Annotated in this window: 15 protein-coding genes; 10 read left to right on the top strand and 5 right to left on the bottom strand. The window is 68.0% G+C overall.

The genetic code is table 11. From position 1 onward, the window contains the following. Nucleotides 1–5: 5 nt before the first annotated feature. Genes BSP_RS02570 through otsB form a run of 3 tightly spaced genes read right to left on the bottom strand, consistent with a single transcriptional unit; the run spans nt 6 to nt 4,008 of the window. Complete coding sequence (locus BSP_RS02570) at nt 6–1,418, bottom strand: trehalose-6-phosphate synthase (RefSeq protein WP_054764328.1); 1,413 nt, start codon at nt 1,416–1,418, stop codon at nt 6–8. Nucleotides 1,419–1,460: 42 nt separating this feature from the next. Further along, on the bottom strand, nt 1,461–3,245 hold the full coding sequence (locus BSP_RS02565) for a glycoside hydrolase family 15 protein (RefSeq protein ID WP_152949195.1): 1,785 nt from the start codon (nt 3,243–3,245) through the stop codon (nt 1,461–1,463). A gap of 4 nt (nt 3,246–3,249) precedes the next feature. Further along, nucleotides 3,250–4,008 carry a trehalose-phosphatase gene (gene otsB, locus BSP_RS02560; RefSeq protein ID WP_227976023.1) on the bottom strand — a complete coding sequence of 253 codons (759 nt, stop codon included), beginning with the start codon at nt 4,006–4,008 and terminating at the stop codon, nt 3,250–3,252. Between the two features lie 168 nt (nt 4,009–4,176). On the opposite strand from otsB, the gene BSP_RS02555 reads away from it, so the two are divergent. The 9 genes from BSP_RS02555 (at nt 4,177) to truA (ending at nt 11,400) form a co-directional block, all read left to right on the top strand. Beyond that, nucleotides 4,177–5,169 carry an SIS domain-containing protein gene (locus BSP_RS02555; protein ID WP_152949194.1) on the top strand — a complete coding sequence of 331 codons (993 nt, stop codon included), beginning with the start codon at nt 4,177–4,179 and terminating at the stop codon, nt 5,167–5,169. 7 nt (nt 5,170–5,176) lie between these two features. Next, nucleotides 5,177–6,466, top strand: a complete 1,290-nt coding sequence (locus BSP_RS02550) for a glycosyltransferase family 1 protein (RefSeq protein WP_227976022.1) — start codon at nt 5,177–5,179, stop codon at nt 6,464–6,466. A gap of 31 nt (nt 6,467–6,497) precedes the next feature. After that, a complete protein-coding gene (locus BSP_RS02545; protein ID WP_152949193.1) occupies nt 6,498–7,670 on the top strand; it encodes a polysaccharide biosynthesis/export family protein in 1,173 nt (390 codons plus the stop codon). Between the two features lie 5 nt (nt 7,671–7,675). Continuing rightward, nucleotides 7,676–8,335, top strand: a complete 660-nt coding sequence (locus BSP_RS02540; protein ID WP_194166995.1) for a hypothetical protein — start codon at nt 7,676–7,678, stop codon at nt 8,333–8,335. A 113-nt stretch (nt 8,336–8,448) separates the two neighbouring features. Continuing rightward, nucleotides 8,449–8,850: an acyl-CoA thioesterase gene (locus BSP_RS02535; protein WP_054764324.1), complete on the top strand. Its 402-nt coding sequence runs from the start codon at nt 8,449–8,451 to the stop codon at nt 8,848–8,850. A gap of 44 nt (nt 8,851–8,894) precedes the next feature. Beyond that, nucleotides 8,895–9,473, top strand: a complete 579-nt coding sequence (gene def / locus BSP_RS02530; protein ID WP_152949192.1) for a peptide deformylase — start codon at nt 8,895–8,897, stop codon at nt 9,471–9,473. Beyond that, on the top strand, nt 9,473–9,715 hold the full coding sequence (locus tag BSP_RS02525) for a hypothetical protein (RefSeq protein WP_054764322.1): 243 nt from the start codon (nt 9,473–9,475) through the stop codon (nt 9,713–9,715). The genes def and BSP_RS02525 overlap by 1 nt, the downstream gene beginning before the upstream one ends. An 18-nt stretch (nt 9,716–9,733) precedes the next feature. Then, the gene (gene fmt / locus BSP_RS02520; RefSeq protein ID WP_152949191.1) at nt 9,734–10,657 is read left to right on the top strand and encodes a methionyl-tRNA formyltransferase; all 924 of its coding nucleotides are present in this window, start codon (nt 9,734–9,736) and stop codon (nt 10,655–10,657) included. Continuing rightward, nucleotides 10,657–11,400 (top strand): tRNA pseudouridine(38-40) synthase TruA, encoded by a 744-nt coding sequence (gene truA, locus BSP_RS02515; RefSeq protein WP_152949190.1) that lies wholly within the window; start codon nt 10,657–10,659, stop codon nt 11,398–11,400. Before fmt ends, truA begins: the two co-directional genes overlap by 1 nt. 16 nt (nt 11,401–11,416) lie before the next feature. Here truA and BSP_RS02510 read toward each other — a convergent pair whose 3' ends face one another. Together BSP_RS02510 and BSP_RS02505 are read right to left on the bottom strand one after the other, a co-directional pair. Then, on the bottom strand, nt 11,417–12,460 hold the full coding sequence (locus BSP_RS02510) for an aspartate-semialdehyde dehydrogenase (protein ID WP_152949189.1): 1,044 nt from the start codon (nt 12,458–12,460) through the stop codon (nt 11,417–11,419). A 207-nt stretch (nt 12,461–12,667) separates the two neighbouring features. Continuing rightward, a complete protein-coding gene (locus BSP_RS02505; RefSeq protein ID WP_152949188.1) occupies nt 12,668–13,606 on the bottom strand; it encodes a DMT family transporter in 939 nt (312 codons plus the stop codon). A gap of 134 nt (nt 13,607–13,740) precedes the next feature. Here BSP_RS02505 and BSP_RS02500 point away from each other — a divergent pair, with 134 nt between their 5' ends. After that, nucleotides 13,741–14,106: a hypothetical protein gene (locus tag BSP_RS02500; RefSeq protein WP_152949187.1), complete on the top strand. Its 366-nt coding sequence runs from the start codon at nt 13,741–13,743 to the stop codon at nt 14,104–14,106. Nucleotides 14,107–14,121: the final 15 nt, after the last annotated feature.

Below are 14,121 nucleotides of genomic sequence, written 5' to 3'. Positions count from 1 at the left end.
CTGGATCAGGCCGCGCCCGCCCATTGGGATTTTTCCGGCTCGGTCTCGACCGCCAGCAGGGCCTTGACGAAGGCGTCGCGCCAGATGCCCACGTCGGTGTCGCGCACCACCTGCATCAGGGCCTCCCACCGCCGCACCCGCTCGGCCAGGGGCATTGTCAGGGCCTTCTGGATGGCGTCCGACAGCTCCTCGCGGCTGTAGGGATTGACCAGAAGCGCCTCACGCATCTGTTCCGCCGCCCCCGCGAACCGGGACAGGATCAGGACGCCGGGATCGTCGGGGTTCTGGGCGGCGACATATTCCTTGGCGACCAGGTTCATCCCGTCGCGCAGCGGCGTCACCAGCCCAACCCTGGCGGCGCGATAGATCCCCGCCAGCTGGTCGCGGCGGTAGGTGCGGTTCAGATAGCGGATCGGCTGCCAATCCATGTCGGCGAAGGCCCCGTTGACCCGCCCGGCCAGGGCGTCCAGCCGCGCCCGCATGTCCTGATAGGAATCCACATCGTCCCGCGAGATCGGCGTGACCTGGAGCAGGAAGACCTCGCCACGCATCGACGGATTGTCCTGCAAAAACTGCTCATAGCCCAGCAGCCGCTCCTCCAGCCCCTTGGAATAGTCGAGCCGGTCCACGCCGACGATCATGGCGCGGAAGGCCGCCGAGGCCGCCATCCGATCATAGGTCCGGGCCCCGAGGGTCGAGTTCTTCGCCGCCAGGAAGCCGTCCACATCGATGCCGATGGGGAAGACGCCGGTCTGAACCCGGCGGCCGAAACATTCCAGCCCGCCATGACCGAACAGCTCGCCCTGGGCCTCGCTGACCACATAGTCGGTGAAGAGGTCGCACCATTCGCGCGTATGGAAGCCGATCAGATCGAAGTCGAACATGGACTCCACCAGCCGCCGGTGATGCGGCAGGGTCACCAGCAGCTGGCGCGTCGGCCAGGGGGTGTGCAGGAAGAAGCCGATCCGGTTGCGGACGCCCAGACGACGCAGATCCCGCGCCATGGGGATCATATGGTAGTCGTGGATCCAGATGACGTCGTCCGGTTTGATCACCGGCGCCAGAACCTCGGCGAAGCGGCGGTTCACCCGCTCATAACCCTCGCCGTAGGAGCGTTCGTACTGGGCCAGGTCGATCCGGTGGTGGAACAGCGGCCACAGGGTCTTGTTGGCGTAGCCGTTGTAATATTCCTCGACGTCCTGGGGCTCCAGATCGACCAGTCCGACGGTCACGCCGGCGCGGTCCTCGACCTTCATCTCGCCGGTGAAGCTGTCGATCGTCTCTCCAGACCAGCCGAACCAGAGGCCGTCGTATTTTCGCAGGGCCGCAGACAGGGCCATGGCCAGGCCGCCGGCGGAGCCCGCAGCGGGATCGGTCGGGGCCGAAACCCGGTTGGATACGACGATGAGACGGCTCATGACTTCACTTCGGCAGCGATCCCAGCCCCGGGACCAGAAAGATCAACGCACGTCGGTCCAGGATCGGCTCAACATCACGGCGCAATTGATGATCCCGACCAGGGAGTAGGACTGGGGATAGTTGCCCCACAGCTCCCCGTCCTCGACGGAAATGTCTTCGCTCAAGAGGCCGGCCTGGGTGCGACGGGCCAGCATCTCTTCGAATATGGCGCGCGCCTCCTCCACCCGGCCGTTCTGATGCAGGGCTTCGATGAACCAGAAGGTGCAGAAGTTGAAGGCCGTTTCGGGCTCGCCGAAATCGTCCGGTTCGACATAGCGAAACAGGAAGGGTCCTTTTTTCAGATCCCGCTCGATCGCATCGAAGGTGGCCACCTGGCGCGGATCATGCGCGTCCAGAAAGCCCAGGTCCGTCAGCTGCAGCAGGGAGGCGTCCAGTTCGCGTCCGCCGAAACTGGCGGCGAAACGCCCCTCGTCCGTCAGGAAGGTTTCCGCCTCGATCCGCTCTCGGATGGCCGCCGCCCGCTGACGCCAGACGTCGGCGCGGGCCTGCAGGCCCAGATGATCCGCCGCCTTGGCCAGACGGTCGCAGGCCGCCCAGCACATGACGGAGGAATAGGTGTGAACCCGCGCGATGGTGCGGAACTCCCAAAGCCCTGCGTCGGTCTGGTCGTGCATGGCGAAGGCCCGCTCGCCGACCTTCTCCAGGGCGTGGAAATCCTCGATCGTTCCGGGACGCAGCAGGCGTTGGTCATAGAAGGCCTGGACCAGGGGCAGGACGATCTGGCCATAGACGTCGTGCTGCAGGTGCTCATGGGCCTGATTGCCGATCCGCACCGGCTTCATGCCGCGATAGCCCTCGACCGTATCGACGATGCTCTCGCCGATGCCCGGCTCCAGCCCCACCCCATAGACCGGCTGGACATGGCCGCCGGCCGAGGCGTCAACCAGATTGCGCAGATAGCCCAAGTAGTTCTCGAGAATGTCGACCGCCCCCAGCCGGTTCAGCGCCCGCACCGTATAATAGGCGTCGCGGATCCAGCAGTAGCGATAGTCCCAGTTGCGCCCGCTCTCTTTGAATTCGGGAACGGAGGTGGTCATGGCCGCGACGATGGCGCCGGTCTCTTCATAGGCGCAGAGCTTCAGGGTGATGGCCGCACGGATGACGGCCTCCTGATAGTCCAGCGGCAGATAGAGTTTGCGGACCCAGTCCTGCCAATAGGCGACCGTGCGGTCCAGCGCGGCCTGAACCCCCGGTCCCACATCCTGATCATAGCCCTCGTCCGGGCCGAAGAAGAAGGCGTGCGGCCGTTCCAGCCGAAAGATCCGCTCCTCCAGGACGTGAGAGACGGGACAGTCGGTCGTCAGACGGAAGGTGACGTCCGGGCATAGGAACCGGATGTGGTTGGAGCCCGAGGTGTGGGGCGCCCGCCGCGCGCCCCAGTCGGACGAGGGGCGCAGCCGGACGCGGATACGCGGCGTGCCATGCAGCGGTCGAATGATCCGCCCGAAGGCGAGGGGGCGGTAGGTTCGCGAATGTTTCGGATGGCGCGGGGCGAAGTCGATGATCTCCACCGCGGCCCCGTCTTCGGCCGTCAGAACGGTCTTGAGCACCGGCGTATTGCGGACATAGGCCTGGCTGACGTGTTTCAGCCCCTCCAGCTCGACGGACCAATAGCCATGCTCGGGCGCTTCTCCGTTCATCAGGGCCGAAAAGACGGGGTCGCCGTCGACGCGCGGGGCGCAGGCCCAGACGAACCGGCCCTGACGGTCGATCAGGGCGCTGATCGCGCAATTGCCGATGGGGAAGAGATCGAGATTGGGCGTCATCGATTCAGGCCCCCGCCACCGCTTCCAGCCAGGTCAGGACGTCGTCCACGTCGTCCAGGCGATAGCGGGCCGCGGTTTCGCGCTCAGGCCCGACCAATACCCCGTAGCCGCCTAGGGCGGCGGCGGCCTCGAAACCATGTTCATCGGTCAGATCGTCGCCGAGCATGACGGGGGTCGCCCCCTTGAACGGCTCCTCCTGCATGAAGGCGGCGACGGCTGTGCCCTTGTCGGCGCCCGGCGTCTTCAACTCCAGCACCATATGGCCAGGCTGCAGCGCCAGGCCTGTCTCGGCCTGCAGCTGCCGGGCCAGTCGCTGCGCCGCCGCGCCCTGGTCGGGCGCCAGTCGATAATGCAGGCCCGCAGAGACTCCCTTGTCCTCGACGATCACTCCCTGCCGGTCAGCGGCGAAGGCGTGAAAGGCGTCCAAAGCCCTGGCGACGGCGGCGTCGGCCGTCGTCCTCTGGACCGGGCCGCCTTTCAGGCGCCGCTCCAGTCCATGAACGCCCGAGGCGGATTCAAGGGCCCGGTCGGTGATCCGGTCGATCTCTCTGATGGTGCGGCCGCTGACCACGGCCACCCGGCCGTCGAGGCGATCCTGCACCGCCTTCAGCACGGCCGTGCGGCGGGCCACGGGACCGACCTCGTCCGGCGTCGGCGCCATGGGCGCAAGGACGCCGTCCAGGTCGAGGAACAGGGCGATTCCCTGGGCGGCGACCGGCGGTCGGGGCAACAACAGATCGGCGGCTCCGGCGTGAGACGGCATAGGTATCTGACTCTTTACGGCTTCCCCAGGCCCCCATAACGCGCCAAAGCGGCAAAGGTTGACCCGAAAGCGACAAAGTCGTCTGAAAGAGGCGGTGCGCGCCGCCGAGGGGACTGTCTGCGGCCGTGCGTTGAAACAAGGAGAGCCCGGCCGCGGGCCTGACCAAACATGACCGAGATCGCCCATTCTTCGTCCGAAGACATAGCCGCCATGACCGGCCGCGCTCGCGAGGTGATGCGGCTGAACATCGAGGCGCTGGAAGCGCTGGAGCGGACGATCGACGTCTCGATCGCCCGGGCGGTGGATGTGATCATGAGCCGTCCCGGCTATGTGGTCGTCACCGGCATCGGCAAGTCCGGCCATATCGGCGGCAAGATCGCCGCCACCCTGGCGTCCACCGGCACCAACGCCTTCTTCGTCCACCCCGCCGAAATGAGCCACGGGGACCTGGGCATGCTGCGCCCGGATGTGACGGTTCTGGCCATTTCCAACTCGGGCGAGAGCCGCGAACTGCGCGATCCGCTGATCTTCTGCCAGCGCAACGGCATTCCGGTCATCGCCATCACCCAGCGCCCGACCAGCTTCCTGGGCCGCAACGCTGCGGTCTGCCTGACCATGCCCAAGGTGGCTGAGGCCTGTCCGAACGGCCTGGCGCCGACCACCTCGACCCTGATGACCCTGGCCCTGGGCGACGCCCTGGCCATGGTGCTGATGGACCGGCGCGGGTTCAGCGCCCTGGATTTCGGTCTGCACCACCCCGGCGGCGCCTTGGGCATGAGCCTGCAAAGCGTGCGGGAATGGATGGGCGACAACGCCGCGGCCCCGGCCAGCGTGCCGCTGAACGCCAGCTTCAGCGAAGTGGTCTCAGCCATTACGGAAGGCCGAAAGGGGGCGGTCGCCGTATTGAAGGCGGACGGCGCCTTGGCGGGGATCGTCACCGACGGCGACCTGCGTCGCGCCTTCCAGCGCGACATCACCGGCCTGACCGCCGCCGACATCATGGGGGCCAATCCGATCACGGTCGATCCGGACGCGCGGATGAGCGACGTCGTCGACCTGCTGACCGCGAACAAGATTTCCAATCTGTTCGTGGTGGAGGAGGGGCGGCCGACCGCCATCGTCCATATCGCGGAACTGATGCAGGCCGGCTACGTCGCCTGAGCCGCTGATGATGCGTATCCTCTATGACGCCAGCCGGCTGATGAGCCGGGCCGAACGTTCCGCCCCCACCGGCGTCGATCGTGTCTGTCTGGCCTATGCCGAATGGCTGCTGTCACGGCCCGACGTCGTCACCCTGCCGGTTCGCGGGCGCAAGAACCGCCTGGTCGCCGTCCAGCCCGAGTGGTTCCGGGACTTCGTGGTCGATCTGCGCGCGCGTTGGAGCGGGGCGGGCGTCGCCCCCGCCGACGTGGCGCATGAAGCCTTGTTGCTCGAGGCTCTGGCCGCCCCCGCCCGACCCGCAGAGTCTGTCATCAGTCCCCCGCCCCCGCCGGAGCGTGAGAAGCCGGCGGACAAGGGACGGGTGTTGAAACAGTTCTTCAAATCCCGTCACGTCGCGCCCCTGCCGGCCGCCGACCTCTATCTGAACGTGGGCCATACGACTCTGCATCAGGCCGACGCTCTGAGGGATCTGGAAGCGGCGGGTGTGGAACGGGTCGTTCTGATCCATGATCTGATCCCCATCACCCATCCGGAGTTCTGTCGGCCGGGCGACGGCGCCAAACACCACGCCCGCGTGACCCACGCCCTGCGTCACGCCGGTCGGGTGATCGTCAATTCGGCCTATACCCGCGACGAGTTGCGGGCCTTTGCGGCTAGAGAAGGTTTGCCGCAGCCGCCGGTCCATGTGGCGCACCTGGGCCTGGAACCGGCCTTCGTCGCCGGCGATGCGGTGGCGACCAGCCGTCCCTATTTCGTCCATGTGGGCACCATAGAGGCGCGAAAGAACCTGGCCCTGTTGCTGACCTTGTGGCGGCGGCTGGAGGAACGGCTGGGCGAACGCACCCCCTCTCTGGTCCTGGTCGGGCGCTACGGCTGGGAGAATGAGGCGGTGCTGGATCATCTGCAGCGCTCGCCCAATCTGCGGGGGATCGTTCACCAGGCGGCCAACCTGTCCGACGAGGTGCTGGCGCGCCTGATGCGGGGCGCGCGGGCGGTGCTGGCGCCCTCGTCGGTCGAGGGGTTCGACCTGCCTGCGGTCGAGGCGGTGGCCATGGGCCGCCCCCTGATCGCCTCCGACATTCCGCCGCACAGGGAACTGACGCCCCAAGCCGAGTTGATCGATCCCCTGGACGGGCTGGGCTGGCTGGCGGCGATCGAGCGGGCGACCATGACGTCTCCGCCCGCCGCCCCGGAGGCTCAGGCTGCGCCGTCGTGGGAGGCCCATTTCGACATCGTCGCTCAGGCTGTCGGCCTGGCGGCGGCCTCGCCTCTGGCGGGCGGTGCGAAAGGCGGGTAATCAACGCGCGAACAAGGGCCGATCCGTTTCCATGACTCGCACCATCCTGCCGCTTGCCATCGTCGCCATCCTGAGCGGGTGCTCCACCCTGCCGCGCGACGGACCCTCGGGCGCCTCCATCGACGCTGGGGCTTCGACGCCCCAGGCCCTGGGCAGCTACGCCCTCGTGCCCCTGACCTATGAGGTGACGGAGCGGATGAAGGCGGTGCCGCCTCAGTTCTTCGGCACCCTGGCGGCCGCTTCCAGCGAACAGCCGGTCGATGTGATCGGCGAGGGCGATACGCTGGCGATCTCGATCTATGATCCTTCAGGCGCCCTGTTTGGTGGCAGCCTGGGCGGTGGATCCACAACGGCTCGCAGCCTGCCCACCTTGTCTGGCGGTTCCCAGGCCTTGCCGGGGGTGACGGTCGATCGCAGCGGTTCTGTTTCCGTGCCCTTCGCCGGTCCGGTTCGCGTCGTCGGCCTGACCTCGACCCAGGCGGCGGCCGCGATCCGCCGGGCCCTGGCCGGCAAGGTCGCCAACCCCCAGGTCCTGGTCGGCATCGCCGGCAACGCCTCAAACACCGTCAACGTCCTGGGCGACGTGCGCCAGCCGGGCCGCGCGCCTCTGGGCGTCAACAGCGACCGAATTCTGGACGTCATCGCCGCCGCCGGCGGATCGGCCCGCCCGACCGACGATCTGACGATCAGCATCCAGCGCGGCGGTCAGACCTACACCGCCCCCCTGTCGGCCGTGACGACCGAGTTCAGCGAGAACGTGCGCCTGCAAAGGGGCGACGTGATCAACGTCCAGTACAAGCCGCGTCGGTTCTCCACCTTCGGCGCTCTGAACGCCGTCGCCCAGGTCGATATGCCCGCCGGACCCATGACCCTGACGGGCGCCATGTCCAAGGTCGGAGGGCTGAACACCGCCACCGCCAACGCCCGGCGCGTTCTGGTCTTCCGCTTCGAGCGACCTGAGGTGGCCCAGGCCCTGGGTATCAACCAGCCGGCTACGCCCAAGGGGGTGCCGGTGGTCTATCAGCTGGACTTCAACAACGCCGCCAACGTCTTCGCCGCCACCAATCTGGAGATCATGCCCGAGGACGTGATCTATGTGCCCCTGGCCGGCGCCGCAGAGGCGCGCAAATTCTTCGAGTTCGTTCAGAGCGTGACCCGCGTCGTCTATGACGTGTCGGTGACCAGTGCGATCAACGTCGACTGACGCCTGTGCAGGCTTGGCGCGCCCTTCTGTCCCAGTTGACGGGGCGCGCCGCCGCCGTCGGGAGTGATGCGGTCGATCCGACCGCCGCCGACCCCTTCGCCCGCCCCGCCGAAATCCCCTCGGGCGATCCTTCGCCTCTGGACGGCGCCTTGGATGAGATCGAGGCGGGCGCTCTGGAGGTCTACGCCGGCGCGGGTCTTCCCACCCGTCCCGGACACTATCGCCGTGCGCCGAACCAGACCGTCTGGGACTTCGTCGCTGCGGATCTGACGCCTCAGGCGCGCTTCGCCCTGGCCTTGGAGCATCCGCCGGAGACGGGCTGGCGCTTCGCCCGGCTTCAGGACCTGGGCGCGCGATCCGGTCGTCCCGACCTGCGCGCGGCCTCACGGCTGCTGAACGAGATCGCCGACCTGCGCCTGGCGCGGAGGGGCGTTCTGACCGAAGATCATCTGCTGGTCGCCATGGAACTCGGCGGGGCCTGGCGGGCGTTGAGGGACGCCAAGGCCGCGCCTGCGTCGGCGGCCCCACCCGCACCCAAGCCCCGCAAGACGCCCCGCAAGCCTTTGGCCAAACCCTCGACCGAACCGGCAGCCATGCCCCCTAGGAAGCGCCGGTCCAAGGCCGCCTCCGCTGCAACGGCGGATAAGCCCGCCAAGCCGGGCTGAGGCGGGCGGCCCGTTTCTGCAGGCGGCGTAACTCGCAACAATATTGCCGGCTCTGTTTTGTATCGCGCAAACTTGATCTAAGAGCGAGCTGTCCTCGAACGCCAGAGCCTCCCATGTCCGACGCGCCCCAGTTCCCCCCCGAAACCCAGCCGGTCGGCCGGATCATCGCCATGCCGGCCGACACCAACCCCGAAGGCGACATCTTCGGCGGCTGGTTGCTGGCCCAGATGGACGTGGCCGGCGCGACTCCTGCCTTTGAACTGGCCCAGGGACGCTGCGCCACCGTGGCCCTGGACGGCATGGTGTTTCACCAGCCCGTCTCCGTCGGCGACGAGGTCAGCATCTACGCCAAGGTCGTCGGCACGGGCCGCACCTCGATCCGCATCCATGTCGAGGCCTGGAAGCGGTCGCGCGGTCAGCCGCTGGCCACGTCCGTGCGCGTGACCCAAGGCGTCTTCACCTATGTGGCCATCGACCAGTACCGCAAGCCGCGCCCCCTGCCGGGCAAGGAATAGGCGGAAATCTTGACCTCGCGCCGGGGCGCGCCTACGTCCCGACCATGGCCATCCGACGTATCCTCACCATCGACAACGCCGCCGACCTGGCGATCCTGAAACAGGTCTCCAAGCCCGTCGCGGGCGTCGACGACGCCGTGCGCGCCCTGATGGACGACATGCTGGAGACCATGTACGCGGCGCCGGGCATCGGCCTGGCCGCCGTTCAGGTCGGCGCCCTGGACCGGGTCATCGTCATGGACCTGGGCGATCGCGACGGAACCGTCTGCGAAACGGAAGAGGAAGACACGCCGGAGGCCGCCGAGGCGCGCCGCAACCCGCGCTTCTTCGCCAATCCGGAAATCCTGTGGGCCTCGGACGAGCTCTACACCTACGAAGAGGGCTGCCTGTCCATTCCCGAGTATTTCGACAAGGTGGAACGGCCGGCCCGCGTTCGCATTCGCTATCTGAACCGTGAGGGTCAGTCGGTGGAGGAAGAGGCTTCGGGCCTCTACGCCGTCTGCATCCAGCACGAGATGGACCATCTTAACGGCGTGCTCTTCATCGACCACCTGTCGCGGCTGAAGCGGGAACGCGCCGTGACCAAGGTCAAGAAGGCCGCCAAGGACAGGATCGCCGCCTGATGACGAAGCGCAACCCTCGCCCCATCCGGCGCGGCCAGTCCCTGGTGATCGACACCCAAGGGCGCCGTCGCCTGACCCGCAGCCAGAAGATCGGCGTCGCCGGGGTCGCGACCCTCGCCGGCGTGGCCTTGCTGGGCGTGGTGGCGGGCCTGCTGCTGGACCGGCTGCTCGATTTCGACGACGCCCTGGACGCCGGCGGCGAATGGGATGAGGGCGGCGGCGTCTTCACCCGCTGGCAGTAAACCTCTAAAGGCGAGCCCATGCGCCTTGCCTTCATGGGAACTCCAGATTTCGCCGTGCCGTCCCTGGCCGAGCTTCTCGCCTCGGGCCACGAGATCGTCGCCGTCTATTCGCAGCCGCCGCGCCCGAAGGGCCGGGGCCAGAAGCTGACGCCGTCGCCGGTTCACGCCTTCGCCGAAACCATGGGCCTGCCGGTCTTCACGCCCGAGAGCATGAAGTCGCCCGAGGCCGTCGCCGACTTCCAGAGCCTGGATCTCGACGCCGCCTGCGTCGTCGCCTACGGCCAGATTCTGAACGCCGAGGTGCTGGCCGCGCCCCGGCTGGGCTGCCTGAACCTGCACGGCTCGCTGCTGCCCCGCTGGCGCGGGGCCGCGCCGATCCAGAGGGCCATTATGGCCGGCGACGCCGAGACAGGGGTCCAGATCATGCAGATGAGCCTGGGCCTGGACGAAGGGCCGATCCTGCTCAGCGAAATCATGGACATCTGGCCCGACGACACGGCCGCCAGCCTGTCCGAGCGCATGGCCCATGTCGGCGCCGCCCTGTGGCCCCGAGCCCTGGCCGCCATCGATCGGGGAGGGGTGACGCCGACCGAACAGGTCGGCGAACCCACCTACGCCCGGAAGATCACCCCCGCCGAGGCCCGCATCGACTGGACCCGCCCGGCGGCCGAGGTGGACGCCCATATCCGCGGCCTGTCGCCCTTCCCCGGCGCCTGGTTCGAGGCCCCCTCGGAAGCCGGCCCGGTTCGGATCAAGGCCCTGCTGTCGGCCCTGGCGGAGGGATCGGGCGCGCCTCGAACCGTGCTGGACGACGCCCTGACCGTGGCCTGCGGGACCGGCGCGGTGCGCCTGATCCGGGTTCAGCGCGAGGGCAAGGCGGCGCAAGGCGTCGATGAGATGCTGCGCGGCTTTGCTCTGCCGGCCGGGACCGTGCTCGGCTGATGCCGCGCTACAAGCTGACCCTCGAATACGACGGCACGGCCTATAACGGCTTCCAGGCCCAGGACGACCAGCCGACGGTTCAGGGCGCGGTCGAGGCCGCCATACAGGCCTTCTCCGGCGAGCGGGTGCGGATCGCCGCCGCCGGCCGCACCGACACCGGCGTTCACGCCACGGCCCAGGTCATCCATGCCGATCTGGAGCGGGACTGGCCGGTCGATAAGGTGCTGAACGCCGTCAACGCCCATCTGATCAAACAGGACGTCTGCGTCCTGTCGGCCGAATACGCGCCCGATCCCGACTGGCACGCGCGGTTCTCCGCGACCGGCCGGGGCTATCTGTACCGGATCCTGAACCGCCGGCCTCAACCCGTTTTGGAGCGGGACCGGGTCTGGCACGTCAAGAAGCCCCTGGACGCCGAGGCCATGCACCATGCGGCCCAGGTCCTGGTCGGCCTGCACGACTTCACCACCTTTCGCGACGCGGGCTGCCAGTCCAAGTCGCCGGTCAAGACCCTGGACGTGGCCCGAGTCAGCCGGTTCGGCGAGGAGGTGCATCTGGTCTTCCAGGCCCGCAGCTTCCTGCACCGCCAGGTCCGGTCGATGGCCGGGACCCTGGTCGAGGTGGGCCTGGGCCGCTGGACCGCCCATGACGTCAAGGCGGCGCTGGAGGCGAAGGACCGCGCCCGGTGCGGCCCCGTCGCCCCCTCGGCGGGGCTCTATCTCAGCGGCGTGCGCTACGACTGAACCCCGCCTAGACCGGTCAGCCGCGCTGCTGAACCAGCACCTCGGCGATCTGAACCGCGTTCAGGGCCGCGCCCTTCCTCAGATTGTCGTTCGAGACGAACAAAGCGAGGCCGTGCTCGACCGTCGGGTCGGGACGCACCCGACCGACGAAGACTGGGTCCTGGCCTGCGGCCTCCAGCGGGTTCGGCACGGCCGTGACCACCACGCCCGGCGCTTGAGCCAGCAAGTCCAGCGCCGTCTCGACCGACATCGCGCGCTCGAACTCGGCGTTGATCGACAGGGAGTGGCCGGTGAAGACCGGCACCCGGACGCAGGTGCCCGAGACCGGCAGGCCGGGAATGTCCAGGATCTTGCGGCTCTCGTCGCGCAGCTTCAGCTCCTCGTCGGTATAGCCGTCCTCGCCCAGCTTGTAGTTCAGAGCCACCACGTTCGCGGCGATCGGCACGACCCACTTTTCCGGCCCGCCGAAGTCCACGGCCCCGCCGTCGCGGGCCAGGGCCGCGCCCTGTCCCACGGCCGCCCGCGACTGGTCCTCCAGCACGCGGATGCCCTCGATCCCGCCGCCCGAGACAGCCTGATAGGTCGAGACCGTCAGACGCTTCAGCCCCGCCGCGTCGTGCAGAGGCTTCAGCACCGGCATGGCGGCCATGGTGGTGCAGTTGGGGTTGGCGATGATCCCCTTGGGCAGGTTCGCCAAGGCGTGGGGGTTCACCTCGGCGACCACCAGCGGCACTTGCGGATCAGAGCGCCAGGCGGAGGAGTTGTCGATCACCACCGCCCCGGCGGCGGCCACCTTGGGCGCGAGAGCCTTGGACGTATCCCCGCCGGCCGAGAAGAAGACGATGTCCAGACCGGCGTAGTCGGCGCTCGCCGCATCCTCGACCACGATCTCGGTCTCGCCGAAGCGGATCGTCCTACCGGCCGACCGGGCCGAGGCGAACAGGCGCAGCGAGGCCAGAGGGAAGTTCCGCTCGGCCAGCAGGCCGCGCATCATCTCGCCGACGAGGCCGGTGGCGCCGACGATACCGACGTGGGGCGGGTTGGACGGGGAAAAGGACATTCAGGCGTCTCCTGGGAGGATGGAGGCGCGGGGTTCAGCCGGATCGACCGCCCCGCGCATCGGCGGGGCTGGGTTCGAGTGGGCGCTTCAGACCTCGCGCATACCCGAAACCGCCCCGCCGAAGCCGGTGGTTTTCAGGGTAATCGCTTTGGTCATGGAGAGGGTCACAGCTAAGCTGTCTAGGGCCGAAACCGCAGTGTGTAAACCTCAGACGGGCGGGGCGGTCGTCTGCAACAGGGCCTGGCGGCGGCGGACACGTTCACGCCAAGCCGTATAGAGGCCGCTGGCGGCGATCAGGGCGGCGCCGGCCAGGGTGTCGGCGGTCGGGGTGGTCTTCATCAGCCAGGCGCCGAAGGCGACGGCGCCGAGGATCTGCAGATAGTCGAACGGGGCCACGACGGCGATGGGCGCCTTTTGCAGGGAGGCGGTCATCAACAGCTGGGCGACGCCGCCCGCCAGGCCCGACCCGGCCAGGAGGGCGAAGGTCGTCAGGGCGTGCATCCGGCCGACGAAGGGCAGAAGCAGGGCGCCGACGATGGACGAGCAGACGAAGAACCAAAAGACGATCGCCGCCACATGTTCGGTGTCGCGCAGCTGCCGCAGGGTGATCGTGACCGCCGCCGTCAGAAGGGCGGCGGCCAGGCCGAAGCCGACGCCGGCCAAAGGCAAGGGGGCTGAGTCCGCCCCGGAAACCAGCGACAGGGGGCGGGTGACGATCAGCACTCCAATGAATCCGACCGCTACCGCCGCCCAGCGCCGGGGGCCGACCGCCTCCTTCAGAATGAGGAAGGACAGGATGGTGGCGAAGATCGGGGCGGTGAAGCTGATGGTCGTGGCCTCGGCCAGCGGCAGAAGCGTCAGGGTCTGGAAGACGCACAGGATGGAGGCGACGCCCAGGGCGCTGCGGCCCAGATGCGCCAGGGGGCGGCGCGTGGCCAGGCCCGCCAGTCCGCCCGGCTGGGTCAGCACCCAGATCAACACCACCGGCAGGCCGAAGAAGGCGCGGTAGAACAGCATCTCCGGCGCGGTGACCCCGTCCAGGGAGGCCAGTTTCAGAACCGCCGCCATGATGGAAAAGGCGCCCGCCGCGGCGATCCGAAGGGCGATGCCCCTCGCAATGTCTTCGCTTCCGGTCGTCTTGCTCATGCCGCTCCTGTCGGACGAACCCATAGGCCTTCCCGTCGCCGCCGCCCACCCCGGCGGAGCGATTTCCATCCGGCCGCGTTAAGCCTCCGGATCGGCAAGCTTCGCTGCAACATCGACAGGGTTGGAGGCGCTCTATGGAAAATCTGCTGGATCAGATCGGTCAGTTCCTCAACGGCCTGTTCAACCTGGCCAGCGCCGGTTTCGACGGCGTCAATCAGGTCATGGGTCTGATCATCGCCGTGATCGCCGCTTTGATGATGGTCGATTGGCGATCCTTGGGATCGACGGCCTTGGGGGCGACCCTGGTTCATCTGATCGTCGTGGCCGTCCTTCCCGTCCTGAACGGCGGCGACTTCGCCCTGCCGGCTATCCTGACGGCGGGCTTTTGGTTGACGGGTCTGGCCCTGTTCCTGGGCTACGCCATCGTCATCGCCGTCTTCTTCTTCATCAAGACCTTGCTGACGGGCACGGCCTTCGGGCGGCGCAGGGTGCTGCACTGAGTTCAGCGGGCTCGG

The organism is Brevundimonas sp. Bb-A, from assembly GCF_009394735.1.
In the GTDB taxonomy this organism is placed as follows: Bacteria; Pseudomonadota; Alphaproteobacteria; order Caulobacterales; family Caulobacteraceae; genus Brevundimonas; species Brevundimonas aurantiaca.
Note: the sequence above shows the minus strand (reverse complement) of the source record. Positions and strands in the feature narration are given on the sequence as shown.

What these genes read in the sequence shown, in the direction of transcription:
- BSP_RS02570 (WP_054764328.1), bottom strand. Translation starts at nt 1,418, where the DNA reads ATGAGCCGTCTCATCGTCGTATCCAACCGGGTTTCGGCCCCGACCGAT.
- BSP_RS02565 (WP_152949195.1), bottom strand. Translation starts at nt 3,245, where the DNA reads ATGACGCCCAATCTCGATCTCTTCCCCATCGGCAATTGCGCGATCAGC.
- otsB (WP_227976023.1), bottom strand. Translation starts at nt 4,008, where the DNA reads ATGCCGTCTCACGCCGGAGCCGCCGATCTGTTGTTGCCCCGACCGCCG.
- BSP_RS02555 (WP_152949194.1), top strand. Translation starts at nt 4,177, where the DNA reads ATGACCGAGATCGCCCATTCTTCGTCCGAAGACATAGCCGCCATGACC.
- BSP_RS02550 (WP_227976022.1), top strand. Translation starts at nt 5,177, where the DNA reads ATGATGCGTATCCTCTATGACGCCAGCCGGCTGATGAGCCGGGCCGAA.
- BSP_RS02545 (WP_152949193.1), top strand. Translation starts at nt 6,498, where the DNA reads ATGACTCGCACCATCCTGCCGCTTGCCATCGTCGCCATCCTGAGCGGG.
- BSP_RS02535 (WP_054764324.1), top strand. Translation starts at nt 8,449, where the DNA reads ATGTCCGACGCGCCCCAGTTCCCCCCCGAAACCCAGCCGGTCGGCCGG.
- def (WP_152949192.1), top strand. Translation starts at nt 8,895, where the DNA reads ATGGCCATCCGACGTATCCTCACCATCGACAACGCCGCCGACCTGGCG.
- BSP_RS02525 (WP_054764322.1), top strand. Translation starts at nt 9,473, where the DNA reads ATGACGAAGCGCAACCCTCGCCCCATCCGGCGCGGCCAGTCCCTGGTG.
- fmt (WP_152949191.1), top strand. Translation starts at nt 9,734, where the DNA reads ATGCGCCTTGCCTTCATGGGAACTCCAGATTTCGCCGTGCCGTCCCTG.
- truA (WP_152949190.1), top strand. Translation starts at nt 10,657, where the DNA reads ATGCCGCGCTACAAGCTGACCCTCGAATACGACGGCACGGCCTATAAC.
- BSP_RS02510 (WP_152949189.1), bottom strand. Translation starts at nt 12,460, where the DNA reads ATGTCCTTTTCCCCGTCCAACCCGCCCCACGTCGGTATCGTCGGCGCC.
- BSP_RS02505 (WP_152949188.1), bottom strand. Translation starts at nt 13,606, where the DNA reads ATGAGCAAGACGACCGGAAGCGAAGACATTGCGAGGGGCATCGCCCTT.
- BSP_RS02500 (WP_152949187.1), top strand. Translation starts at nt 13,741, where the DNA reads ATGGAAAATCTGCTGGATCAGATCGGTCAGTTCCTCAACGGCCTGTTC.